Source organism: Caballeronia sp. SEWSISQ10-4 2, from assembly GCF_030464885.1.
Classification (GTDB): Bacteria; Pseudomonadota; Gammaproteobacteria; order Burkholderiales; family Burkholderiaceae; genus Caballeronia.
Map to the genome: position 1 here is coordinate 49856 of NZ_JALPRJ010000027.1, position 25201 is coordinate 75056.

Below are 25201 nucleotides of genomic sequence, written 5' to 3' on the forward strand. Positions count from 1 at the left end.
TTCCTGCTTGTGTTCCTGCTCGTAACTGGCGTAAGCCAAGCTTGTTTCTACCCTGCCGGCGAGGCGGCCTGGGCAGCTGGCATGAAGTTCTTCCGGGCTACGCACGTCACGCGACTTACGTATCTTGAGTGCCTGAGCGCCCGTCCGGTTCCAGCTGCAATTGCAGCAGGATGATTGTGTCCTTGACCTTGAGCTTGCGCTTCTTCAGCCGCCGGATCTCGAGGTCGTTGATGCCGGGAACGTCGGCCATCTTGCCGATAAGACTATCCAGGCCGTGATGCTCCGCCTCCAACTGCCCGATACGTTCGCGGATCGTGCCTGTGTCGACTGCTGCTGCAGGATATGCATGCATACTCGGCTCCCCTGGTCGCGGCGAGCCGCTTCAGGTCATTGGCGGCGTCGCCCGAGGTTGCGGTGCGGCCCCGGCTTACTTCGGCTGCTGCTGTTGCTGTTGCTGCTTAAGCTGTTCCTGATGCGCGCGGTCTGCCGCGTCCTGCTGTGCACGCTGCGCCTGCTTGGCGGCTGCTTCCTTCTGCCGGGCCTGGACTTCCGCCTGGTGCTCGGCAGCGTCGCGTTGCTTGGCCGCAAAGCGTTCGGCCTTGTCCTCGCGGTCCTTTGCGTCCTGCACGCCGCGCGCGGCGGCATCGGCGAGTTTCTTCTGGTAGTCCGCCTGCTTGCGATCGAAGGTAGCCTGGTTCTGTGCACGCTGCGGCGCTTCCGCGTTCCGCTGCGCCGCGGATAACTCGTTCTGGCGCTGCTTCTCGGCGAACGATTCCGCGCTAGCCTTCTCGCTCGCCGAACGCTGCGGCGCTTCGGCCGCGTACTGTGCGCGTTTGATCGCGGTTTGCTGGTCACGCTGCTGCGCGTGCAGCTGGCGTTGTTCGTCGTCGAGCGCCAGCTGTTCCTTACGAATCTGCTGGCTCACCTCGCGCTTGGCTTCGCGCGCGACGCCCACACAATGATTGACGAAGAAGTCGCTGTAGCAATCGTGCTGCTTGACCGCGTAGCGATAGTTATTCTCCTCGCTGCGCACATCCAGCGCCTTCTGGCGCGCACTGAAACCGTTTGGGTCGGCCGCTGCGTCGGGCGCGCTAGCTTCGAGTGCGCCGGCCGCCTGACTTGCCGGCACGTCCGATGCAGCTCCCGCGGCACTGCCTTGCGCGCCTGTCTCGACGAGCGGCGTTTGCGTGACAGACGTGCCCGGGTCGATGGGCTTCTGCATCTGCGCCATCGCCGCGGGCCCGAAACCTGCGCAGGCCAGCACGAACAGCACTGCGGCGACGGGCCGGGCGACCTGCAAGACCTGCCGCGACGCCCTTGTCGGCCGCACGACGGCAACAGCGCCGCCCGATGCGGTCAGACCGGTCGAGGCGAACGAATCGACTGGAGCAGTCGGCGAAGCGGGCAAAAGGCGGGAAGTCGGCAACGTGATAGCCAGCGTGATAGACAAGGAGACGGACAAGGTAGTGAAAGCAGCGTCTACGATCCTGAAATTCTATCACCGCGCGCCGGAGCCCTCCGGCATTTATGGCAAAATGCCCCGCTTCACCAACCCGGCAAACGTGTTCGCGCGGCTTTTGTGAAAAGCGCGGCACTAAAAGCCCTTGATGAGCCAGCAGGCTGACGCAGACCCCCATGACGGAAACCGTAGCACTCAAGATTGTCCAGCGCATCGCCACCGAGTTGAGCGTGCAGCCGCGGCAGGTCGCCGCCACCGTGCAACTCCTCGATGAAGGCGCAACCGTTCCGTTCATCGCCCGTTATCGAAAAGAAGTGACAGGCAATCTCGACGACACGCAATTGCGCAATCTCGAGGAACGGCTCATCTATCTGCGCGAGCTGGAGGACCGGCGCGCGGTGATTGTCCAGAGCATCGACGAACAGGGCAAACTCACGCCCGAGCTGCGTGCAGCCGTGGAAGGCGCCGACAGCAAGCAGGTGCTGGAAGACCTGTATCTCCCGTACAAACCGAAGCGCCGCACCCGCGCGATGATTGCTCGCGAAGCCGGCCTGCAGCCGCTCGCGGACGCCCTTCTTGCCGATCCGAAGCTCGATCCGCAAACCGAAGCAGCACGCTACGTGGATGCCGAAAAAGGCGTCGCCGATATCAAAGCCGCGCTCGACGGCGCCCGCGATATCCTCTCGGAGCAGTTCGGCGAAACGGCGGAAATTCTCGGTAAGGTTCGCGATTACCTGTTCAAGCAAGGCAGCGTGATTTCGACGGTCGTCGAGGGGAAGGAAAAAGAGGAAGGCGAGAAATTCCGCGATTACTATGACTACTCGGAGACGATCCGCACCGTGCCGTCGCATCGGGCGCTCGCGCTGTTCCGGGCTCGTAATGCGGGCGTGCTAACGGTCAAGCTTGGCTTGGGCGGAGAACTCGATGCGCAAGTACCGCATCCGGGCGAAACCCTGATCGCGAACCATGTGGGGATCGCCAATCAAGGGCGCCCCGCCGATAAATGGCTGGCAGACGTGTGCCGCTGGTGCTGGCGCGTGAAGGTCCAGCCGAATATCGAAAACGATTTGCTGACGAATTTGCGTGAAGAAGCCGAAGCTGAGGCCATTCGCGTGTTTGCACGCAACCTGAAAGACCTCCTGCTCGCAGCGCCTGCGGGTCCGAAAGCCGTGATCGGCCTAGATCCGGGCATGCGTACCGGTGTGAAAGTGGCCGTGGTCGATCGTACCGGCAAGCTGCTCGCGACCGACGTGATTTATCCGCACGAACCGCGTCGCGACTGGGACGGCTCGCTGGCCAAACTCGCGCGAATCGCCGCGCAGACGCAAGCCGAACTGATCAGTATCGGCAATGGCACGGCGTCGCGTGAAACCGACAAGCTCGCGAGCGAGTTGATCGCGAAACATCCGGAACTGAAGCTGCAGAAGATCGTGGTGTCCGAGGCGGGCGCATCGATTTATTCGGCCTCCGAACTGGCATCGAAGGAATTTCCTGATCTCGATGTGACGCTGCGCGGCGCTGTGTCGATCGCCCGGCGGCTGCAAGATCCGCTCGCCGAACTCGTCAAGATCGATCCGAAAGCGATCGGTGTCGGCCAGTATCAGCACGACGTCAACCAGCGCGAGCTTGCCCGCTCGCTCGACGCAGTAGTCGAGGATTGCGTGAACGCGGTCGGCGTGGATGCCAATACCGCGTCGGTTGCGCTGCTCGCGCGCGTGTCGGGGTTGAACGCGACGCTGGCACGCAACATCGTCGATTTCCGCGACGCCAACGGTCCGTTTGCCTCACGTGATCAATTGAAGAAAGTGCCCCGTCTCGGCGATAAAACCTTCGAACAGGCCGCCGGATTCTTGCGCATCAACAACGGTGTGAATCCGCTGGACCGCTCGTCCGTGCACCCGGAAGCGTATCCGGTCGTCGAACGGATCCTGGCCAAGATCAAGAAACACGCCGCCGATGTCATGGGCAAGCGCGAAGCATTGGCAGGTTTGTCGCCGGCGGATTTCGTCGATGAACGATTCGGCCTGCCGACCGTGCGCGACATCCTCGCCGAACTTGAAAAGCCGGGCCGCGATCCGCGTCCCGAGTTCAAGACGGCCACGTTCCGCGAGGGCGTCGAAAAACTCTCCGATCTCACGCCGGGTATGATCCTGGAAGGCGTGGTCACGAACGTGGCGGCGTTTGGCGCGTTTATCGATATCGGTGTGCATCAGGACGGATTGGTGCACGTATCGGCGATGTCGACGAAGTTCATCAAGGACCCGCATGAGGTGGTGAAGGCGGGTCAGGTGGTAAAAGTCAAGGTGCTGGAGACGGATGTGAAGCGCCAGCGGATCGCGCTCACGATGCGTCTGGACGACGACTTCGCCGCGGACGGCTCGTCCGCACAACAGCAGCCACGTGGTGCGCAGGACCGCCGAGGCGGCAGCGGTGGCGGTGGCGGTGCAAGCGCCCGCGACATCCGCGGCAATGCGGGTGGCAAGCGTGAGCCGGAAGCGGCCAGCGCGATGGCAGCGGCGTTTGCAAAGTTGAAGAAATAAGCGAACGACACTGCTCGAAGAAATGAAAACGGCCCGTTCAGCGAGACGGGCCGTTTTCATTCAACGATCAATTCGGGCCGCGTGTATAGACTATTCAACCACGCTCACCATCAGATCTCGATCTTCGTCCCCAACTCAACCACCCGGTTCGCGGGAATACTAAAAAAGTCCGTCGGCTTGGCGGCATTCTGGTGCATCCACGCGAACACGCGTTCGCGCCACACAGACATGCCCGGCAACTGCGTTGGCACGACCGTCTCCCGTGCCATGAAAAACGATGTATCCATGAGTTCGAACGTCATGTCATGGGTACGACCAATTTCGTGCAGCACCGCCTTAACGTCCGGCGTTTCGTTAAAGCCGTACTGCGCCTTCGCAAGATATAGCCCGCCGCCCGCGTCCTTTACCTCCACTCGCGCAGCGTCGTCAACGTACGGCACATCGCGCGTCACGAAATTCAGGAAGATGGTGCGCTCGTGCAGAACCTTGTTGTGCTTCAGGTTGTGCAGCAGGCTCACGGGCACGAGCGAGTCGTTGCCGGTCAGATAAATCGCCGTACCCGACACCCGATGCGGCGGATGCGCGAGCAATCCCTGCAGGAACGGCATCAACGGAATACCATCCGCGGCGGTCCGGTCCTTGACGATCATGCGGCCCTTGAACCACGTCATCAGCAGGAAAAACAGCACCCCGCCGATACCCAGCGGCAACCAGCCGCCCTGCTCGATCTTGAGAAGACTGGCGCCGAAGAACCCGACATCGACGATAAAAAACACGCTGATAATCGCGCCCACCAGAAACTTATTCCAGCCCCACAGCTTGGTCATCACGACCGACGCAAGAATGGTCGTGACCAGCATGGTCGCGGTGACGGCCAGTCCATACGCTGCCGCAAGATTCTCGGAGCTTTTGAAGCCGATCACGATGCACAGGATGATGAACAACAGCATCCAGTTCACGACCGGAATATAGATCTGCCCGATCGCGAGATCCGACGTATGCAGGATCTTCATACGGGGCACGTAACCAAGCTGGATTGCCTGGCTCGTCAGCGAATACGCGCCTGAAATCACAGCCTGGGACGCAATCACCGTCGCAACAGTCGACAGGATCACCAAAGGCAGCAACGCCCATTCCGGCGCCATGAGAAAGAACGGGCTTTCCCGGGCTTCCGGCGAGTGCATCAGCAACGCGCCCTGACCGAAATAATTGAGCAGCAGCGACGGCATGACGAGGCCATACCAGCCGTAGCGAATCGGCTTTGCGCCGAAGTGCCCCATGTCGGCATACAGCGCTTCTGCGCCGGTCAGCACCAGCACGACCGACCCGAGCACGATATACGTCTGCAGCACGTGCGCGGCCATGAACGAAAACGCGTAGTACGGGTTCAACGCGATCAGCACGCGCGGCATTTGCACGATGTGATACACGCCAAGCAAGGCAAGCGTCAGAAACCACAGCACCATGATCGGGCCGAAGAGTTTGCCGACTACCGACGTGCCGCGGCGCTGGATCCAGAACAGCATCACGAGAATGACGATGGTAATGGGAATGACATAATTCGACAGTGCCGGCGTGGCGATTTCCAACCCTTCCACTGCCGATATCACCGACATGGCCGGTGTAATCACCGCATCGCCGTAAAACATGCACGCGCCGAAAATGCCGAGCATCATCATCACGCCGGTCGCACGCCCGGACCCCTTCAACGTGCGCAATGCAAGCGTCATCAGCGCGAGCACGCCGCCTTCGCCGTTATTGTCGGCGCGCATCACGAAGAGCACGTATTTGATGGCGACGACAATCACGATCGCCCAGAACAGCAGCGAGATGACCCCGAGGATGGAAGCTTCGTTCAGTTCGATGCCATGCGACTTGCTGAAGGCCTCTTTCAATGCATACAGCGGGCTGGTACCGATATCGCCGAACACCACGCCGATTGCGGCGAGTGCCAGGGCAGGCAGCGGCTGTTTGCGCTCATGCGCATGGGTCATATTGTTCATAAACGCGGGAGCCGTCCGAAGCGGAAAAAAACGAACGCCATTCTAACGTTGCGTGCGGCGCCTGACCGGCCTGTTGTGATACCACGACGGCCGGAGCGAGACGGCAGTTTAGCATTGCGGCAAAGCCGCGAAGGTGCATGGACGGCGCTTTCCGCCGTTTATCGGCGATGTGCAAAAAAACGCCGTTCGAGCGCATTGGATTGCGAATCGAACGGCGTTTAGTTTCATTTTTTGTTCTTCTTTTTTTGTTCCTCCGAGTCACGGCCGGCCGGGATCAAGACAGGCTCAAGCCCCGATCAACCGCGATCGTCTTGTACGCCCCGCTTGATCCACGCGCCGAGATTGTGCGGCCGCACGGTATCCCATTCCTCGAATGGTTGATGAATCCACGGATTCGTCTCGAGGAATTGCACGTGATAGTCGGGCTTCACCTTCGAACAGCCCTTGTACCAAAGCACGGCCGAGCGCACTGCGGTGACCGCCGGATAACGTTCCTTCAGGTGCTGCTGCACGCGCGAGAGCGTCACGCCCGAGTCGACCAGGTCATCCACGAGCAGCACGTTGCCCGACAGTTCGCCGCGCGTCATGGTGATGTATTGACCGATATCGAGCGATCCCTGCTCCGTGCCCGCCGCCTCGCGATAGGAACTTGTCGCCAGGATGGCGAGCGGCAGGTCATAAATGCGCGAAAGCTGGTCGCCCACACGCAAGCCACCCCGCGCGAGGCACAGGATATTGTCGAACTTCCAGCCCGAGTCGTGCACGGCGAGCGCGAGCAGTTCGATCAGCCGGTGATATTCGTCCCAGCCTACCCACAGGTTCCGGTCGTCGTTGCGCGGATCTTTCATCGCGATCATGGTGAAACTCTTTTCAATATGTACAGCTATGTACGTCTGTTGAATATGCAAAAGTGGCCGCTGATTCGCGGCCACTTTGGTCGTTGCTACACGTCCGGGCTACTTAAACCTTGAACGGGTGGCGTAACAGGATGGTTTCGTCGCGGTCCGGACCGGTCGACACCATGTCGATAGGCACGCCCGCCACTTCCTGGATACGCGACAGGTAGTCACGCGCATTCGCCGGCAAGCTATCCCATTGCGTAATGCCGATGGTGCTTTCCTTCCAGCCGCCGAACGTCTCGTACACCGGCTCGCAACGGGCCACCTCCGACGCGCCGCGCGGCAGGATGTCGACATCCTTGCCGTCGAGCTTGTAGCCCACGCACAGCTTCACTTCGTCCAGGCCGTCGAGCACGTCGAGCTTCGTCATGCACAAACCCGAGATACCGTTGATCTGGATCGAACGGCGCAGCGCGGCGGCGTCGAGCCAGCCAGTGCGGCGCGGACGCCCGGTCACCGAGCCGAATTCCTTGCCCACGGTCGCGAGCGTCAGGCCAACCTGCTCCTGGCGGTTCGCGTTGTCGGCGTCATACAGCTCGCTCGGGAACGGACCTGCGCCCACGCGCGTGCAGTACGCTTTCGTGATGCCGAGGATGTAGTTGAGCTTTTGCGGACCCACGCCCGCGCCAGCGGTCGCCGCGCCAGCCACGCAATTACTCGACGTGACGTACGGATACGTGCCGTGATCGATGTCGAGCAGCGTGCCTTGCGCGCCTTCGAACAACAGGTTGCGCCCAGCATGGTTTTCGTCGTAGAGACGGCGCGAGACGTCGGTCACCATGGGCGCGAGGCGCTCGGCGTAACCGAACATGGTGTCGAGCGTTTCCTGATAGTCCACGGCGGCGGCGCCCAGATAGCCGGTCAGCACGAAGTTGTGGAAATCGAGGGTTTCGCGCAGGCGTTCCGCGAACACGGCCCGGTCGTACAGATCCTGCACGCGCAGGCCGCGACGGCCGACCTTGTCTTCATACGCCGGGCCGATGCCGCGTCCCGTCGTGCCGATCTTCGCCGCGCCACGCCGCGCTTCGCGCGCCTGGTCGATGGCGATGTGATACGGAAGAATCAGGTTGGCGGCTTCGGAGATGAAAAGACGCTTCTGGACGTCGACACCCGCTGACTCCAGCTCGCCAATTTCCTTGAAGAGCGCCTCCGGCGACAACACCACGCCATTGCCGATGTAGCAGGCGGTGCCGGCGCGCATGATGCCCGAGGGAATCAGCCGAAGGATGGTTTTCTTGCCGCCGATGATCAGCGTATGGCCGGCATTGTGGCCGCCCTGGAAGCGCACGACGCCCTGGGCGTGGTCCGTCAACCAGTCGACGATCTTGCCCTTGCCCTCATCACCCCACTGGGTGCCGACCACGACGACGTTGCGCCCCGGGTTCACATTCACTGCGCTGGCAGACATGTCAATTTGATAGCTGGTTAAAAACGCATTTTACCTATGTTCGCGGAAGGTTCCGAGTTTTTCCCGGTATTTGCGAACGCGTATCGATTTTGCATCGATCGAATGAGGCTGAAGTCTGGTCTGCGGTTTGACGCTGCAAGACGCCGCAGAACGCGGCAACAAACCGCAAAACCGCTAGGAACGGACCTCCACGACCCACTTTCCATCGCGCTCGATCAGTACGCGATCGAACGCGAACTCGTCGAGATCATGGTCGTGGCCGGGCAACGCCTGGATCACCACCTCGCCCGCGTCGCGCAATTCAGCGACCGCCGCGAGCAGCGGTTCGTCGTGTTTCCATGGGGCGAGCACGGCGCTGCCGCGGGCATCGACGGGAGAAATACGGGCGACTTCGCGCAGGTCGAGCGAGAAACCCGTTGCCGGACGCGCGCGGCCGTAGGCCTGGCCGACGTGATCGTAACGGCCGCCGCGCGCCACCGCGTTCGGCACGCCGTCCACATAAGCCGAGAACATCACGCCGCTGTGGTACGCGTAGCCGCGCAGATCGGCGAGATCGATCATCAGCTCTGCGCCATTCGCCTGGCCGGCGAGGAACGCGAGGTCGTCGAGTGCGCGGCCGATTACCGGCAGATTCGGCAGCCGGGCGCGCGCTTCGTCGAGCACGGAAGCGTCGCCATACAGCGACGGCAACGCGCGCAGCGCTTCCCGGGTGACATCGCCGAGATTGGCTGTGAGTTCGTTCAGGCGCGGCACATCCTTCGCACCGAGCGCGTCATACAGCGCTTCGCCGAGCGCCGCTGCGGCCGGCTCGAGTTCGAGCAAGGCAGCCAGAACGCCGGCGTGGCACAGGTCGAGGCGCACTTTATCGAGGCCGCTCAGACGCAGTGAATCCAGCATCAGTTGCTGGATCTCGAGATCCGCTTCCAGTCCGGCGTGACCGTAGATTTCCGCGCCAATCTGGATCTGCTCACGCGTGGCGTGCAAGCCGCGCGGCCGCGTATGCAGCACATTGCCCGCGTAGCACAGGCGCGTCACGCCCTGGCGATTCAGCAAATGCGCGTCGATACGCGACACCTGCGGCGTAATGTCGGCGCGCAGGCCGAGCGTACGGCCGGACAATTGATCGACGAGCTTGAACGTGCGCAGGTTCAGATCGCTGCCGCCGCTGGTCAGCAGCGACTCGAGATACTCGAGCATCGGCGGCATCACGAGTTCGTAGCCATACGAACGAAAACGGTCCAGCAGCCGGCGGCGCAATTCTTCAATCTTGCGAGCCTCGGACGGCAAGACGTCGGCGATATTCTCGGGAAGTAACCAGGTGGACATCAGTGCGTTTCCTACGGAGCGTTTGAGCACGGCGGATAATGAATGTCGCCGGTCAGGGCAAGCTTTGAGTCTATGGGCGACCAACTACTGCACGTCGTCCCACTTTGAAATTTCCGGTCGCGAGTTTCAGGTCGCAATTCAGGTCGCAATTCAGGTCGCAATTCAGGTCGCAATAAGCAGCAGGATCACGCCAAGCACCATGGCGATCAGGCCGCCGATGCGAATCTGGTGCGGCGGCCGTTGCGCGATCCGGCGGAACGTGTCGCGCCAGGAGTTAGGGAAGACGAACGGAAACATCCCTTCGATAATCAGCATCAACGCAATCGCGAGCAGTAACGATGCAGCCATATCCATTCGATTTAAGGCGTCGCGGCTCGCACCGCGACGCTTGGACGCTCAGCGTTTGTGCGCGAGCGCCGGGGTGGTGGCATCGGCTCCGCTCGGCGCAGCGCCATTCGGGCTGCGCATGAAGCGGAAGAAGTCGCTGCTTGGATCGACGACCATCACGTCGCCGGCATTGAAGGTCTTTTTATACGCTTCGAGGCTTTGATAGAACTGGTAGAACTGCGGATCGACGCCGTATGCGTCGGCGGCAATCGACGCAGCCTTGCCATCGCCCTCACCCTTGATGGTCTGCGCTTCTTTGTAGGCATCGGCGAGAATGGCTTCCTGCTGGCGCTCCGCGCTCGCTTTCAGCGCATCGGCATCCGCCGTGCCCTTCGCGCGCGCCTCGGCCGCCGCTTGCTGGCGCGCCGCGATCATGCGTTTGTAGACCGAATCGGCCACCGCCGGCGGAAAGTCGATGCGCGTCAGTTGCAGATCGACGAGTTCCACGCCGAACGCGGCCACCGGCTGCTCGATCTCCTTCTGTGCTTCGCTCGCGATAGCCTGCTGTTCACCCAGCACGTCCGTCAGCGAGCGTTTCGTGAACGCCGATGTCAACGCCGTGCGCGTGAGCGCGGCCAGCCGGTCCTGCGCCGTTTGCGTGTTCTTCTCGTTGCTTTCGAAGAGCTTGAGCGGATCGGTCACGCGGTACTTGATGACCGTGTTCACGATCACCTCGTTCTTGTCCGACGTGTTGAAGCGATCCGTGCCCGCTTCGTCGAGCGTGAGCGTACGCGTGTCGATCAGCGTGAGCGCCTGGAACGGCGGCGGCAGCTTGAAATGCAGGCCGGGCGTGACGAGCGTGGGCGAGCCGCCGCCATGCGAGGTCACCACGCCCGCATGGCGTTCGTCGACCACGAACATCATGGACGAGCCGATGAACAGCACGATTACCACAGCGACTACGAGCGCAATAATTCGATTCATGATCGCGCTCCTCATTGAGTTTCGTCTTCACGCGAGCGCGAGCGAAATGCGTCGCGCGAGCGGAATGGGTCACCCGACGACTGCGCTGCTGCGCCCGAAGCGGCAGCAGACGCCGCGGCGCTGGCGGCGCTGGCGGACTGGGCCGTCACAGCCGAAGCCGCCGATGCGCTTTCCGCACGTGCGTCCTGCGTGATAGAGCCCCCGGAACTTCCCAGCACGCCCGCAGGCGGAGCCCCGACCGGCTGATTCGGGCCTGATGACGCTGCTGCACCCGACGCCGGAGCGCCTGCGTTTGCATGCTGACGGTTTGCATCGACGAGCTTGTCGAGCGGCAGATACACCACGTTATTCGAGCTCTTGCTGTCGACGAACACCTTCGTCGCACGCGAGTAGATCTGCTGCATTGTGTCCAGATACATGCGTTGACGAATCACTGCCGGCGCCTTCGAATATTCTGCGTAGACCTGCTTGAAGCGCTCGGCATTGCCTTGCGCCTGCGAAACGACCCGGTTGCTATAGCCCTTGGCGTCGTCGATCATGCGCGCCGCGTCGGTTTTCGCGCGCGGCAATAGTTGATCGGCGTAGGCCTTAGCGGTATCGACCGCGCGCTCGTTGTCCTGACGCACCTTCGCCGCATCCTCGAACGCGGCCTGAACCTGCGCCGGCACCTGCACGCTCTGGATCGTCACACCGGTCACCTGCAAACCCGTCTTGTACGAATCGAGCGATGCCTGGATCCGGTCGACGAGCTTCGCGCGCAATGCTTCGCGATCCTTGAAAAGCAGGTCGTCGGTGCTATGCGTACCGGCGATCTCGCGAATCGCGGCCTGGGCCGATTCCGTTACGTTCTGGTCGGGATCGACATTGCGGAACAGATAGTCGGTTGCCGACTTGATCTGGTACTGCACGGCAAACCGCACATCGACGATATCCGCGTCGTGCGTGAGCAGCGACGCGTCGCGTACGTTGGCCTGGGTAACGGTGTTGTTGCGACCGACTTCGACCGAACGAATCTGCGACGTATTGACGATCTCCTGCGACTCAAACGGATACGGAAGACGCCAGTGCATGCCCGCGTCCGCCGATCCTTCATATTTGCCGAAGCGCGACACGACCCCGACATTGCCGTCCTGTACGACGAATACGCCGCTGCCCAGATAGATCGCAATCAACACGCCGATGACAACGCCCATCCCGATCTTGGCGCCGCGGCCGTTGTCCGTTCGCGGACCACCGCCGGCCGGTTTTTTGCCGAACAAGCCGGCGAGCTTCTTGTTGAAGTCGCGCCACATTTCGTCGAGATCCGGCGGACCTTCACCGTCCTTGTCCTTCGATGGACGCTTTGGTTCCTGCGGACGCTGTTGGTCCTGGCTTTTGCCGTCGCCATTGCCATCGCCCCGCCCCCAGCGCGGATCGTTGATCGAAAAGACGGCATGCGAAAGCTGCCGGTTACTCCGCTCGTTGTAGTCGTTCACTCGGTGATTCACCATTAGACAGCCGGGTCAATGCAAATCGGAACAGATCAGTGCCCGTGCTCGGGGACCTTGCGGTCTTCACTTTTGTCGGCTGACCGGTGGTCTTCCGGTAGCGTGGTTCCGTCGTCGGATGTGCTATCCATGGACTCCGGCACGATTGTGCCGTCCGGAAGTTCCGTGTACTCGTTGTTATCTTTGGGTTCGGAAGCCGCAAATTCGGCGATGGCCGCGCGCAGCGCGTCGAGTCCCTGACCCGTTCGTGCGCTCAAAAAGACGCGCAAAATATTACCATACTCGTCCCTTTCAACCGCGTCGCCACGGGCCGCCAATTCAGGCACCGCGTCGATCTTGTTGAAGACGAGGATCTGCGGAATGCCGTCGGCACCGATACTGCTCAGCACCTTGTTCACCTCGTCGATCTGATCGAGGCGCACCATGCTCGACGCATCCACCACGTGCAGCAGCAAGTCGGCCTGAACGGTTTCTTCGAGCGTGGCGCGAAAAGCCGCGACCAGTTGGTGAGGCAAGTCACGGATGAAACCAACGGTGTCGGACACCACTGCCTGGCCCGCTTCTTCGCTGAGATAGACCCGTCGCGAGGTGGTATCGAGCGTGGCGAACAACTGGTCCGCCGCATACGCCTGCGCCTTCGTCAACGCATTGAACAGCGTCGACTTGCCCGCGTTCGTATAACCGACGAGCGACACCGACGTGGTCCGGTTGCGCACGCGCTGACGCCGCTGCGTGCCATGCTGGCGCCGCAGCTTCATCAACCGCGCCTTCAGTGCCTTGATCCGCTCGCCGATCAGCCGGCGGTCGGTTTCAAGCTGCGTTTCACCCGGACCGCGCAAACCGATACCGCCCTTTTGCCGCTCGAGGTGAGTCCACGCGCGAATCAATCGGGTGGACAGGTATTGGAGCTGCGCGAGTTCGACCTGCAGCTTGCCTTCGTGACTGCGGGCACGCTGCGCAAAAATGTCGAGGATGAGACTGGTCCGGTCAATCACACGCCGGTCCAGCGCCGTCTCCAGATTGCGTTGCTGCGCGGGCGCGAGGGCGTGATTAAAAATGACAAGTTCCACGTCGTTGGCTTCGCACGCGAGGCGCAGCTCTTCGACTTTGCCGCTGCCGACAAACATCTTGGCATCGGGACTGGAACGGCGACCGGTCAGGGTGACGGCGGGATGGGCACCCGCACTTTGTGCGAGCAGACTGAGTTCTTCGAGACTGGCATCGAAATCGATTTTGCCGAAGTCGATACCGACAAGCGCTGCGTTGATCAAATTAATGTTTTCATTTTGAAGCGACCGGTGAATTAGCACGTTCATTCATGCCGTGACACCGGGCGCAACGAGGTTTAGGGCGTTTCTGCATCCGGGTGGAAATTCACCGGACGCGCCGGCACGACCGTAGAAATGGCGTGCTTGTAGACCATCTGGGTAACCGTATTCCGGAGCAACACGACGTACTGGTCGAACGATTCAATATTGCCTTGCAGCTTGATGCCGTTGACCAGGTAAATCGACACCGGCACATGCTCTTTTCGCAGTGCGTTCAAAAACGGGTCTTGTAACAATTGCCCTTTGTTGCTCATAGCAAACTCCGTATTATTTTTGCAGGTTGACGTGATTGCGACGAAGAAAAAGAGATCCGCCGTCAATCGCTACACTATAGCCGATTTTCATTTTCGCACCAGCGCGCCCCAGCCGGCGAAAACCCGGCGAAACGCTTGGTGCACGCGGGATTCAGCCTTTGTCCGCGTAAGGGTTCGCGCTTGAACGGAACTCTATGCGCAATGGAGTCCCAACCAGCCCAAAAGTTTCTCTAAAGCGGCCTTCGAGATAACGTTTATAGGTATCGGTGATCGCGTCGAGGGCATTTCCGTGCACGACAATGATCGGCGGATTCTGCCCGCCCTGGTGCGCATAACGTAGCTTCGGACGAATCGGTCCGCGGCGGCGCGGCTGCTGAAATTCCACTGCATCGATCAGTGCGCGCGTGAGCTTCGGCGTGGGCAGCTTGGCCATGGCAGCGGCGTAGGCGTCATCCACCGACTTCATCAACTGGCTGATACCCGTCTTTTCCAGCGCCGACACGTAATGGAATTTAGCAAAGTCCAAAAACTTGAGCTTGCGTGTAAGGTCGGCCTTGGTGCGCTCACGTACATGCGAGTCCAGTCCGTCCCATTTATTCACACCGACCACCAGCGCCCGCCCCTGTTCGACTACGAAGCCCGCGATATGCGCGTCCTGGTCCGAGATGTCCTGCTGTGCATCGAGCAGCAGGATCACCACGTTAGCGTCGGAAATGGACTGTAACGTCTTCACCACCGAAAACTTTTCCACGGCCTCGAACACCTTGCCGCGACGACGTAACCCTGCCGTATCGATTAACGTGTATTTGCGGCCGCTGCGCTCGAAATCAACATAGATGGAATCGCGCGTAGTGCCGGGCATGTCGAACGCGATCACACGCTCTTCGCCAACCAGCGCATTGATCAGCGTCGACTTGCCGACGTTCGGACGTCCCACGATGGCGATTTTTACGCCGCGCGCCGCCTTTTCCTCGGGGTCTTCTTCGGGCTGCCCGGCATACGCGATTTCGAGTGCATCGCCGATCATTTCGGTCACGCCGTCGCCATGCGCCGCCGAGATCGCACGCGGGTCGCCGAGGCCGAGTTCGTAGAAGTCGGCGGCCACCGCGCTGTACTTCATACCTTCGGCCTTGTTGACCACCAGGAACAGCGGCCGGCCGGTCTTGCGCAGATAATCCGCGATCGCCTTGTCCTGCGGCGCGAGTCCGTTGCGACCGTCGGTGATGAACACGACCACGTCGGCCTCTTCCACCGCCTGGCGCGTCTGGCGAGCCATTTCGTGCAGGATGCCATCTTTCGCGACCGGCTCGAAACCACCGGTGTCGACCACCAGGTAAGGCCGATCGCCGACCCGGCCTTCGCCATAGTGGCGATCGCGGGTAAGGCCGGGCAAGTCGGCGACGAGTGCGTCGCGCGAGCGCGTCAGGCGGTTGAAAAGCGTCGATTTCCCCACATTGGGGCGCCCCACGAGGGCAATTACGGGTTTCATCAGATGGTGTTCACAGTTGAACGCAAGGCGGATGATTCCGGCCCGGCGCGCGCCGGATAAAAGTCCGGAAACGGCGAGCCGCGAGTGTACGTGGCCCGGCGATGTGTCGAAAATTAGCACGGTTCCAGCGGAGCGACCGCGGCGTGCAGCGATGTTCCACGTTCATGGCGTTTGAAGCGCATGTGGAACGCAGTGAGCGCTCCGCCAAACGACATGATCGATCGAGCAACGTCACCCGAAGGTGTGGACCGGTGCACAACTCTGCTGCCGAAATCCCGATGCCTGTTGTTACTTGTACCGTTGCCTGACCTGCTGCTTATGTTGCCTGTACTACTTGTGCGCTTATTTGCCGCACGATAATCCTTCACGCGCGGCCTTGATGAATCGATTCTATTCGCACGGCGCGGACTCAAAAAACAAAAAAGTCCGGAAAAACACGAACGGCCGGCAAAACCGGCGCGCTCGTCAGAACTTTAGATCAACTCAGGCCATCAGCGCGGACGGAAACCATACAGGCCGCCGTCGTGCGTCTGGATGACCAATGTATCGCCCGCCAGCACCGGCGCAGCGGTGATTGCGCTGCCGTCGGTCTTCGCACGGCCGACAAATTCGCCATTTTGCGTCGAAAGGAAATGCACGTAGCCCTGGTAATCGCCGACAACCACCGCGCGACCCAGGATGAACGGCACGCTGACCGTGCGATTCTTCAACTTGTCGTTCTTCCAGAGAGGCGCACCGTCAATACCGCTAAACGCGTTGACGACCGACCAGTCGTCGCCGGCGGCGACAATCTCGTTGTCCTGCGCAAGACCGCTGTCGCTTGAGAACGCTTTTTCCCATTGCGGCCGGCCCGAATTCGCGTCGAAACAGCCGATGCGTCCCTGGAACGTCACCGCGCAAGTCTCCGATCCCACCAGCGTCGGCGCACCGGTTACGTCGTTGATACGTTCGACTTCGGTCACGCCCTTCGGGAACGACACCGGCGTCTGCCAGTAGGCATCGCCGGTTTGCAGGTTGATTGCAGCGAAAGTGCCGCCCGGGAAGCCCGCCAGGACCGCTTGGGACGCGGCGAACGTCATGCCCGCAGCCACACGCAGGTTAAGCGGCACGGCGCGCGCCTGGAAAATCCACTTCTGTTCGCCGGTCTGGGCGTTAAACGCGATCACCTTGCCGTCGATCGTCCGGACGATGACAACATCGTTGCCGACCAGCGGCGGCGAGATGATTTCGCCCGGTGCCGTCGCCATCCAGAGTTGCTTGCCGTCCGGTCCGAGCAGGTAGACGTTGCCTTTCAGGCCGCCGACCGCGGTCAGGTTGCCGTCGCTGCCCACGCCAGCCGACAGGTCGTCTTTCAGCTTGGTGCGCCACACGTCCTGACCGGTCTTCGCGTCGATCTTCGCGACCGTGCCGTTGGCGCCCGCGGCGTAGATGGCGTCGCCTACAGCCACCGGCGAGAACAGATAACGCCCGGCCTTGCCGACGCTCGCCTTCCAGGCCTGCTCCACGGTTAGAACCGGCTTGATGTCGACAAGCGGAGTCGGTACGCGGCGCTCGTCCTTGGTGGCGCAGGCGGTAAGCATAACCGTCATCGCGCAAGCGAGCGGGAGAGCGTAGCGTTTCAGAAAGATCATCGGTGGACGCAACATGGATAAAGTGAAATCGGTTGATCGGTGTGCGGCGTGGTGCTCGGGTTCACCGCTGCAAACCGGTGACTTTAACCTAGTGAGCAACGCGCCTGCATAAAGACAAGGTCGGCTGGGCCTGTAGTCGGCCGTCGAGGCTAGCCGCCGAGTGCGTCCAGCTTGAACTGGACCAGTTGACGAGCGGACGTGTCGGACTTCGGCAGCGTGTCGAGCGCGGTCTTGTAGGCCGCGCGCGCGTCATCGCGTTTGCCTTCGGCTGCCAGCAGGTCGCCGCGACGATCCGAGACCACGCCCTTGAACGCGTCGAGCGGCGCGTCGTCGAGCACCTTCAGGCCTGCGTCGTAGGCTTTTTCGTCGAGCAGCAACAACGACAGCCGCAGTTTCGCGATCTGTTTGTATTCGGCGTCCTTCGCGTGGTCAGCGGCCCATTGCAGTTGTGCTTTAGCACCTGCGTTGTCGCCCGCGGCGTACAGCGATTTGGCGGCGGCGAGCGCCGTCATCTGCGCGTAAGCCGTGCCGCCGAACTTGTCTTCCATGTCCGTGGACACGCGGGTGACCAGCGCCTTGTCAGTCGATGCCACTGCTTGCTGGACCTGATCGTAGAGCACCGCAGCTTCGGCAGCCTGCCGGCGCTGCCAGAAATTCCAGCCGTTCCATCCTGCCGCGGCGACCAGCACCACGAGCACGATCCAGGTCGTGGAGTTGCCCCATTTGGCCCACCAGGCCTTCAGGTTTTCAAGTGATTCTTGTTCTTCGTGATAGCTCATGCCCTGCGTATTCCTTGACTGCTTTTGTGTTCGCGCGCAACGCCGCGCGCCGTTGTTTCAGGCCGCCGCACGGCTTTACACGCATGGCGCTGCCCGACAATCAGTCGGCGCTGTCGTCGGCGGTTGCCACCATCGCATTGATTAGAAATTCGGTCAAGTCTTCCACCGGCACCGTGGCTTGCTCGTTCTTTTGACCCGTCGATTCGAGCGACGCACTGCGCAGCGGCTTCACGCCGACCATGCCCTGCGCCAGTTCGTTCTCGCCGAGCACAACGGCGAACGCCGCACCGCTTGCATCGGCTTTCTTCATCTGCGACTTGAAGCTCGACGGCGTGCCGTCGGAGCTGCAATGCAGAATGACGTCGAGACCGGTATCGCGCAGACGCTCGGCGATGATAAACGCCTGCTCCGCCGCCGCTTCGCCCTGGTGAACGACGTAGATGTCGGTCCCTTCCGGCGCCGGCACGAGATCTTCTTCTTTCAGCAATTCAAGAATGCGCTCGACACCCATCGCCCAGCCGCACGCCGCCGTCGCCTTGCCGCCCAGTTGCTCGATCAGAGGATCGTAGCGTCCACCGCCCGCGACCGTGCCCTGCGCGCCGAGCTTGTCGGTCACCCATTCGAACACGGTGAGGTTGTAGTAATCGAGGCCGCGAACCAGACGCGGATTGATCTTGAACGGAATGTTGTTCGCCTTGAGCAGGCGCTGAACGCCTTCGAAATGCGCAAGCGACTCGGGCCCGAGGAAATCGACGAGCTTCGGCGCGTTCTGCGCAATCTCCTGCATCGCCGGATTCTTGGTATCCAGCACGCGCAGCGGATTGGTATAGAGACGGCGCTTCGATTCTTCGTCGAGGGCATCGACGTGTTGTTCGAGATACGCGATCAATTCCTGCCGATGCGCAGCACGCTCTTCCGGCTGGCCGAGCGAATTCAGCTCAAGCCGGATACCGGACAGGCCGAGATCGTCCCACAAACGCTGGCACATCATGATGATTTCAGCGTCAGTGTCAGGACCTGCGAAGCCGAGCGCTTCCACGCCGACCTGGTAAAACTGCCGGTACCGCCCGCGCTGCGGACGTTCGTGGCGGAACATGGGGCCGATGTACCACAACCGTTTAGGGCCGTCGTAGAGCAGATTGTGTTCGATCGACGCACGCACCACGGCAGCCGTGTTCTCAGGGCGCAGCGTGAGATGCTCGCCGTTGAGCGCGTCGGTGAAACTGTACATTTCCTTCTCGACAATATCCGTCACCTCGCCAATGCCACGCGTGAACAACTGCGTATGCTCGACGATCGGCGTCCGGATGTTCTGATAGCCGTATGCGCGCAGCATCGACTTGACGGTGCTTTCGAAGAATTCCCACAACGCGGCATCCTGCGGGAGGATGTCGTTCATGCCCTTCACGCCGCTCAGCTTCTCGAGCTTTTTCTTCTGTTCAGTCATCTGTCTTTAAAGTGTTTCTGCCTGCGCGGTTTCGCGCTTGCCGTAAGTGCGTGTGACGTACTCGCTGACGATTTGCTGGAAATCCTGAGCGATATGGTCGCCGCGCAGCGTCTTCACCTTCACGCCGTCGATAAACACCGGCGCCGCCGGATTCTCGCCCGACCCCGGCAAGCTGATGCCGATATTCGCCTGCTTCGACTCACCCGGCCCGTTCACAATGCAACCCATCACCGCGACGTGCATTTTCTCGACGCCCGGGAATTGATCGCGCCATACGGGCATTTCGTTACGCAGATACGTCTGGATCTGCGACGCCAGTTCCTGGAACAACGTGCTGGTGGTGCGCCCGCAGCCGGGGCATGCGATCACCATCGGGGTGAACGAGCGCAAGCCCATGGTCTGCAGGATTTCCTGGCCGACGATCACTTCGCCGGTCCGCGCACCGCCGGGTTCCGGCGTGAGCGAGATGCGGATCGTGTCGCCAATCCCTTCCTGCAGCAGCACCGACAACGCCGCCGTCGACGCGACGATACCCTTCGAACCCATGCCCGCTTCGGTCAGGCCGAGGTGCAGCGCGAAGCTACAGCGCTTGGCCAGCTCGCGATACACCGCGATCAGGTCCTGCACGCCGCTCACCTTGCACGACAGGATGATCTTGTCGCGCCCGAGTCCGAGTTCAACCGCGCGTTCTGCTGACCCGATCGCCGATTGAATCAGCGCTTCATACATCACGCTTTGCGCTTCCCACGGCGTGGGACGGGCTGCGTTTTCGTCCATCATCCGCGCTAGCAGGTCCTGGTCGAGGCTGCCCCAGTTCACGCCGATCCGCACCGGCTTATCGTAGCGTGCAGCCGCTTCGATCATCTGGGCGAACTGCGTGTCGCGTTTGGCTCCTGCGCCAACGTTGCCCGGATTGATCCGGTATTTCGACAGCGCTTCGGCGCAAGCCGGATAGTCCCGCAACAGCGTATGACCGTTGTAATGAAAATCGCCGACGAGCGGCACAGTCACGCCCATCCGGTCGAGCTGCTCGCGTACCGCGGGAACCGCGGCCGCAGCTTCAGGCGTATTCACCGTGATCCGCACCAGTTCCGAGCCGGCTTGCGCCAGTTCCTTGACCTGGATTGCCGTGCCGATGGCGTCGGCGGTGTCGGTGTTCGTCATCGACTGGACACGCACGGGCGCATCGCCGCCGATTGTCACGAGCTGGCCGCCCCAGCGTACGTCGACGGCATGCGACGCCCGCCGTTTCCACGATCCGCCGAAGACTGGCTCCGACGAACAAATCTTGCTTTCAATAAGGGGTTGTTGAGCTTTGGATTGCATCGAAAGACCCTTTGCGCCGCCGGCTATCACACGGTGACGCGTATCTGGACATGAATGAGACTCGAGGACATAAAACGACGCCGCCACCTTTGCGACGCCCTGATGAAATCTTCGCACAACTCCGTGTCAAGGCTGAGAATCAAGGCTGAGAATCGGGCCTGAACTCAGGGCAGCGAAAAACGGGCGACGTTGCCCTTCGCCGGGCCGAATTTGGCTGGATCAACGGGTTGTCCGTCGAATGTCAGCGTATCGAGACCCGCCCGATTTCCAACCGTGATCTTGAACGGCGCGTCGCCTGCCACTCGTTGCACGCTGCCAGCCTTGACCAGGCCTGAAAACACTTCCTTGCCATCCTTCTGGCGCACGCTGAACCAGCTGTCGCTCGCCACCTTGAATTCAAGTTCGTTGGCGCCGGACCCCACCGAAGCAGCCGCTGAGGCCGTAGCAATCACGTCTGCCTGCGGCACAGGTTTCGTCGAACTCGCGACCGGCGGACTGACCGGAGCACTTGCGCTTTGTGCATGCGCGGCGGCGCCCTGAACGGCCGTAATCGTCGATGAAGAAGCGGGGAGCGCATTCGTGCCCAGTGGACTTGGCATCGGTTGCGCACCGGCCACATTCGCCGGCGCTTCCGTAGCAGCCTCGCCCGATGCAACCGACCCCGTGTTCGCTGTTGTTTCCTCGGTGGCCGCCACCGAGGAACTCGCGCTTGTCTCGCCGCTCGTTGCCTGGGTCGCACCGTTGGCGCTAGCCTTCAACCGGGCAAGCCACGCGGCGGAATCCCCGCCCGTGTGCCACATAGCGAGTGCGATCACCGCGACAATCACCGCCGCGACGCCCCACAGCCACGACCGGCGCCTCGGCGAGCTGCCGAGCGGCACGGAAACGCGACCACGCGGCAAGCCCGCACCGGACGATGCCGGCAGCGACAAATTCTGCTCGACCGGACCGCTCGCATGACGCAACGCGGCCGTGAACGGTGCGGGATCGGCGCCCATGATTTTCGCGTAACTGCGGACGATGCCCGTTGCAAAGTTCCGGTCGGGGAATAGGCTGAGGTCGCCGCTCTCGAGCGCACGCAGTTTCTGCGGCGATACCTTCAATCGAGCGGATACATCGTCGAGTGACCAGTTTTTCGCTTCTCGAAGCTGCGTAAGACGCGCACCGACCGCTGCGACCGAATCGAGATTCACTGCCTGGATGTCGCCCGGCGCGGCATTGGCGACGCTCGCGGTGTTCTCGGGCTCACTGCCGGGCAGAGCTCCGGCCTGACTGCCAGATTGGCCAGCTTTATGAGCGCCGAAAGGCGTCGGGTGCTGCGGCTCACTCATCCCAATTTCCTCGCATCGATTCTTTTTTGTCGCTGTTCAGCTTCGTCGCTGACCATGGCACCACCGCACGGTACAACCGAGCCGGTGTTGCAGACCGCTTTATAACAAAATGCACGGCTTTGTGTGCCGCCTTCGATCGTTTATTGCCGGAATTTCCGGTTTTTTCGCTGAATGAGGCGCTGCAGGTCGGCAGCGCACACATCCCGCTTATCGTCCTGCTTACCATCTCACTTCCATCAGACAGCGCGAACCTCGATAACCTTCGCCGTTTTGCCCATGCGCTGCGCGAGCCGGGTACGGTCCTGCACCGCGCCGGCCAACTGCCCGCATGCCGCGTCGATATCGTCGCCCCGCGTCTTGCGCACCGTTGTCACCACGCCAGCGTCGATCAGCACCTGCGCGAATCGCTTGATTTGTTCGTTGCTTGAGCGCGTCAAACCGGACTCGGGGAACGGATTGAACGGGATCAGGTTGAATTTGCACGGCACGTCGCGCGTGAGTGCGACCAGCTCACGCGCATGCGCTTCGCTGTCGTTCACGCCGTCGAGCATGCAGTATTCAAAGGTGATGAAATCTCGCGGCGCCACTTTCAGGTAGCGCTGGCACGCCGCCATCAGTTCACGCAGCGGATATTTCTTGTTCAGCGGCACGAGCATGTCGCGCAGCGGATCGTTCGGTGCGTGAAGCGACACAGCGAGCGCCACCGGCAAATCTGCACCAAGACGGTCCATCATGGGCACCACGCCGGAGGTGGACAGCGTCACCCGGCGACGCGACAACCCGTACGCGTTGTCGTCGAGCATCAGCCGCATGGCCGGCACCACGGCGTCGTAATTGAGCAGCGGCTCACCCATGCCCATCATCACAACGTTGGTTACCACGCGGTCGGCCTTGCCATTATTGGGCGCGCCGTAACTGTCACTCTTCGACGCACGCAACGCGAATTCGGCCATGCGCAACTGGCCGATGATCTCGCCCGTACTCAGGTTGCGCGAAAAACCCTGCTTGCCGGTCGAGCAAAACCGGCAATTCACAGCGCACCCCGCTTGCGATGAAACGCACAGCGTGCCGCGATTTTCTTCCGGAATATAGACGGTCTCGACCGCGTTGCTGTTACCCACGTCGATCAGCCACTTGCGTGTGCCGTCGGTGGAAACGTGGTCGGTCATGATGGCGGGCATGTCCAGAGTTGCCCGGCCTTTTAATTTTTCACGCAGCGATTTCGCCAGATCTGTCATGCCGTCGAAGTCGTCGACACCGAACTGGTGAATCCAGCGTTGCAATTGCTTGGCGCGAAACGGCTTTTCGCCCAGGCTATCGCAATAAGCGACGAGCCCGGCGGCATCGAGGTCGAGAAGGTTGACGGTGGAGGCTGTCATTTCGATTCTGCCATTTCCTTACTGAGCGAAGCCCGGAACGCGTTCTGAGCCGCGTTCCAGGTATTTCGCGCCAATTCCTGCGATAAATCTACTCCCGAATCAACGCGAATAAACGTTCACTTCGGGGAAGAAGAAAGCGATTTCCTGACGTGCGGTTTCCGCGGCGTCCGAACCGTGCACGGCGTTAGCGTCGATGCTGTCCGCGAAATCAGAGCGGATCGTGCCCTTGTCCGCCTTCTTCGGATCCGTTGCGCCCATCAGGTCGCGATTCGTCAGGATGGCGTTTTCGCCTTCCAGCGCCTGGATCATCACGGGACCCGAAATCATGAATTCGACGAGGTCCTTGAAGAACGGACGCGCAGCGTGAACTGCGTAGAACTTTTCAGCATCAGCGCGCGACAAATGGACCATGCGAGCCGCGATGATCTTGAGGCCAGCTTGCTCAAAGCGGCTGTAGATCTGACCGATCACATTCTTTGCCACTGCATCCGGTTTAATAATCGACAGGGTGCGCTCGATCGCCATGAAAAACTCCAAAAAATGAACGGGTTACGAATATAAATGAATCGACAATTGTAGCACGAAGCGTTGTATGATTGCGATGGAAACCTTACGGCTTCGTAAGCATCAAAGTATGAAACAAGCGCGAAGCGGCTATGCAACGACAATGAAACGGGCGGTAATTTTACCGGTCTGAGTAGTGCGCAGCAGCATCATTGATTTCGGTGCAAGATAGGTCCATATCTAGTGCCGGAAGGTGCTCTCGGGCCCGCAGCGTACAATGCAAGCCGAAGGTTTCGCGGCAATCGTCTGACAAAGCCGCTGGACTGCTGAAAGTCGTGCTTACTCACGGCGAAGTCGAAGTTTTACGGCAAATCAAGCCGGTGTTTTTGAACCAGATGGCTTTACACAAGTTTAGGCAAGGAGAAACCATGAACGAATCCCCTTACAGTTTTGGCCGCAGCGGTAGCGTAACGTCGGCCGAAACCCGCAATCGCGTCCTACGGAACACGTACTGGCTGCTCGCGCTTTCCATGGTCCCAACAGTCCTGGGTGCGTGGGTCGGCGTGGCAACGGGCTTCTCCCTGTTTGCGGCCACCAGTCCGGCCATGAGTTTCATCGCGTTCATGGCAATCGCATTCGGCTTCATGTTCGCCATCGAGCGGACAAAGAACAGCAGCATTGGCGTGTTCGTGCTGCTCGGCTTCACGTTCTTCATGGGCCTGATGCTGTCGCGTCTGCTGAGCTTCATCCTCGGCTACACGAACGGGCCGCAGCTCATCATGATGGCGTTTGGTGGCACTGGTGTGATCTTCGCCGCCATGGCGACTATCGCGACCGTCAGCAAGCGTGACTTTTCCGGACTTGGCAAGTGGCTCTTCATGGGCGTACTGGTACTGCTGCTGGCCGCGTTTGCGAACGTCTTCCTGCACCTGCCGGCCTTGATGCTGACGGTATCGGTGCTGGCCATCGTGATCTTCTCGGCGTACATGCTGTTCGACGTCCAGCGGGTAGTGAATGGCGGTGAAACGAATTACATCAGCGCGGCGCTCGCGATCTATCTCGACTTGTACAACGTGTTCACGAACCTGTTGATGCTGCTCGGCATCTTCGGCGGCAACCGGAACTGATTGCGCGTTAGCCTCTCTAGTAAAAGAAAACCGGCCTTTTCCAAGGCCGGTTTTTTTATCAGGTTGCGCGAAAGACCTCGGCCTTCAGGCCGGAGATGGACAGCGCGCCAGATGATTGCCTGAGTGGCTTAGGAACACTTATACTGTATGTATGAACAGTGTTCCCGCTAAAA

At 60.8% G+C, this 25201-nt stretch carries 22 protein-coding genes; 3 read left to right on the forward strand and 19 right to left on the reverse strand.

Going from position 1 to position 25201, the window contains the following annotated elements:
• Positions 1-115: 115 nt before the first annotated feature.
• Together M0D69_RS19465 and M0D69_RS19470 are read right to left on the reverse strand one after the other, a co-directional pair.
• Complete coding sequence (locus M0D69_RS19465) at positions 116-352, reverse strand: DUF465 domain-containing protein (RefSeq protein ID WP_301783579.1); 237 nt, start codon at positions 350-352, stop codon at positions 116-118.
• 75 nt (positions 353-427) lie between these two features.
• A complete protein-coding gene (locus M0D69_RS19470) occupies positions 428-1222 on the reverse strand; it encodes a colicin transporter (protein WP_301783580.1) in 795 nt (264 codons plus the stop codon).
• On the opposite strand from M0D69_RS19470, the gene M0D69_RS19475 reads away from it, so the two are divergent.
• Positions 1209-1583, forward strand: a complete 375-nt coding sequence (locus M0D69_RS19475; protein WP_301783581.1) for a hypothetical protein — start codon at positions 1209-1211, stop codon at positions 1581-1583. The two genes, M0D69_RS19470 and M0D69_RS19475, sit on opposite strands and share 14 nt — an antisense overlap.
• Positions 1584-1635: 52 nt before the next feature.
• Entirely contained in the window at positions 1636-3999 is a 2364-nt protein-coding gene (locus tag M0D69_RS19480; RefSeq protein WP_301783582.1) for a Tex family protein, read from the forward strand.
• Between the two features lie 110 nt (positions 4000-4109).
• Here M0D69_RS19480 and M0D69_RS19485 read toward each other — a convergent pair whose 3' ends face one another.
• From M0D69_RS19485 to ndk, 17 genes are all read right to left on the reverse strand, one after another.
• A complete protein-coding gene (locus M0D69_RS19485; protein ID WP_367619737.1) occupies positions 4110-5993 on the reverse strand; it encodes a potassium transporter Kup in 1884 nt (627 codons plus the stop codon).
• A gap of 305 nt (positions 5994-6298) precedes the next feature.
• Positions 6299-6859 (reverse strand): phosphoribosyltransferase, encoded by a 561-nt coding sequence (locus M0D69_RS19490; RefSeq protein WP_301783584.1) that lies wholly within the window; start codon positions 6857-6859, stop codon positions 6299-6301.
• Positions 6860-6962: 103 nt separating this feature from the next.
• Positions 6963-8309, reverse strand: a complete 1347-nt coding sequence (locus M0D69_RS19495; RefSeq protein ID WP_301783585.1) for an adenylosuccinate synthase — start codon at positions 8307-8309, stop codon at positions 6963-6965.
• Between the two features lie 174 nt (positions 8310-8483).
• Positions 8484-9635: an ATP phosphoribosyltransferase regulatory subunit gene (locus M0D69_RS19500; protein ID WP_301783586.1), complete on the reverse strand. Its 1152-nt coding sequence runs from the start codon at positions 9633-9635 to the stop codon at positions 8484-8486.
• A gap of 162 nt (positions 9636-9797) precedes the next feature.
• Positions 9798-9989 carry a DUF2065 domain-containing protein gene (locus M0D69_RS19505; RefSeq protein WP_047897627.1) on the reverse strand — a complete coding sequence of 64 codons (192 nt, stop codon included), beginning with the start codon at positions 9987-9989 and terminating at the stop codon, positions 9798-9800.
• 42 nt (positions 9990-10031) lie between these two features.
• Complete coding sequence (hflC, locus tag M0D69_RS19510) at positions 10032-10946, reverse strand: protease modulator HflC (protein WP_301783587.1); 915 nt, start codon at positions 10944-10946, stop codon at positions 10032-10034.
• An 11-nt stretch (positions 10947-10957) separates the two neighbouring features.
• Positions 10958-12421: an FtsH protease activity modulator HflK gene (gene hflK / locus M0D69_RS19515; protein ID WP_301783588.1), complete on the reverse strand. Its 1464-nt coding sequence runs from the start codon at positions 12419-12421 to the stop codon at positions 10958-10960.
• 47 nt (positions 12422-12468) lie between these two features.
• Positions 12469-13749 carry a GTPase HflX gene (hflX, locus tag M0D69_RS19520; protein WP_301783589.1) on the reverse strand — a complete coding sequence of 427 codons (1281 nt, stop codon included), beginning with the start codon at positions 13747-13749 and terminating at the stop codon, positions 12469-12471.
• Positions 13750-13778: 29 nt separating this feature from the next.
• A complete protein-coding gene (gene hfq, locus M0D69_RS19525) occupies positions 13779-14015 on the reverse strand; it encodes an RNA chaperone Hfq (RefSeq protein WP_031356421.1) in 237 nt (78 codons plus the stop codon).
• Between the two features lie 151 nt (positions 14016-14166).
• Entirely contained in the window at positions 14167-15504 is a 1338-nt protein-coding gene (gene der, locus M0D69_RS19530) for a ribosome biogenesis GTPase Der (protein WP_031356422.1), read from the reverse strand.
• A 491-nt stretch (positions 15505-15995) separates the two neighbouring features.
• Positions 15996-17135, reverse strand: a complete 1140-nt coding sequence (gene bamB / locus M0D69_RS19535; RefSeq protein WP_301783590.1) for an outer membrane protein assembly factor BamB — start codon at positions 17133-17135, stop codon at positions 15996-15998.
• Between the two features lie 149 nt (positions 17136-17284).
• Positions 17285-17914: a tetratricopeptide repeat protein gene (locus M0D69_RS19540; protein WP_301783591.1), complete on the reverse strand. Its 630-nt coding sequence runs from the start codon at positions 17912-17914 to the stop codon at positions 17285-17287.
• Positions 17915-18014: 100 nt separating this feature from the next.
• Positions 18015-19361: a histidine--tRNA ligase gene (gene hisS / locus M0D69_RS19545; RefSeq protein ID WP_301783592.1), complete on the reverse strand. Its 1347-nt coding sequence runs from the start codon at positions 19359-19361 to the stop codon at positions 18015-18017.
• Positions 19362-19367: 6 nt separating this feature from the next.
• The gene (ispG, locus tag M0D69_RS19550) at positions 19368-20687 is read right to left on the reverse strand and encodes a flavodoxin-dependent (E)-4-hydroxy-3-methylbut-2-enyl-diphosphate synthase (RefSeq protein ID WP_301783593.1); all 1320 of its coding nucleotides are present in this window, start codon (positions 20685-20687) and stop codon (positions 19368-19370) included.
• Between the two features lie 164 nt (positions 20688-20851).
• A complete protein-coding gene (locus tag M0D69_RS19555) occupies positions 20852-22018 on the reverse strand; it encodes a RodZ domain-containing protein (RefSeq protein ID WP_301783594.1) in 1167 nt (388 codons plus the stop codon).
• A gap of 236 nt (positions 22019-22254) precedes the next feature.
• Complete coding sequence (rlmN, locus tag M0D69_RS19560; protein ID WP_301783595.1) at positions 22255-23397, reverse strand: 23S rRNA (adenine(2503)-C(2))-methyltransferase RlmN; 1143 nt, start codon at positions 23395-23397, stop codon at positions 22255-22257.
• 99 nt (positions 23398-23496) lie between these two features.
• On the reverse strand, positions 23497-23922 hold the full coding sequence (gene ndk, locus M0D69_RS19565; protein ID WP_301783596.1) for a nucleoside-diphosphate kinase: 426 nt from the start codon (positions 23920-23922) through the stop codon (positions 23497-23499).
• A gap of 407 nt (positions 23923-24329) precedes the next feature.
• Here ndk and M0D69_RS19570 point away from each other — a divergent pair, with 407 nt between their 5' ends.
• Positions 24330-25028, forward strand: coding sequence for a Bax inhibitor-1/YccA family protein (locus M0D69_RS19570; protein WP_047897646.1), 699 nt, complete (start codon positions 24330-24332; stop codon positions 25026-25028).
• Positions 25029-25201: the final 173 nt, after the last annotated feature.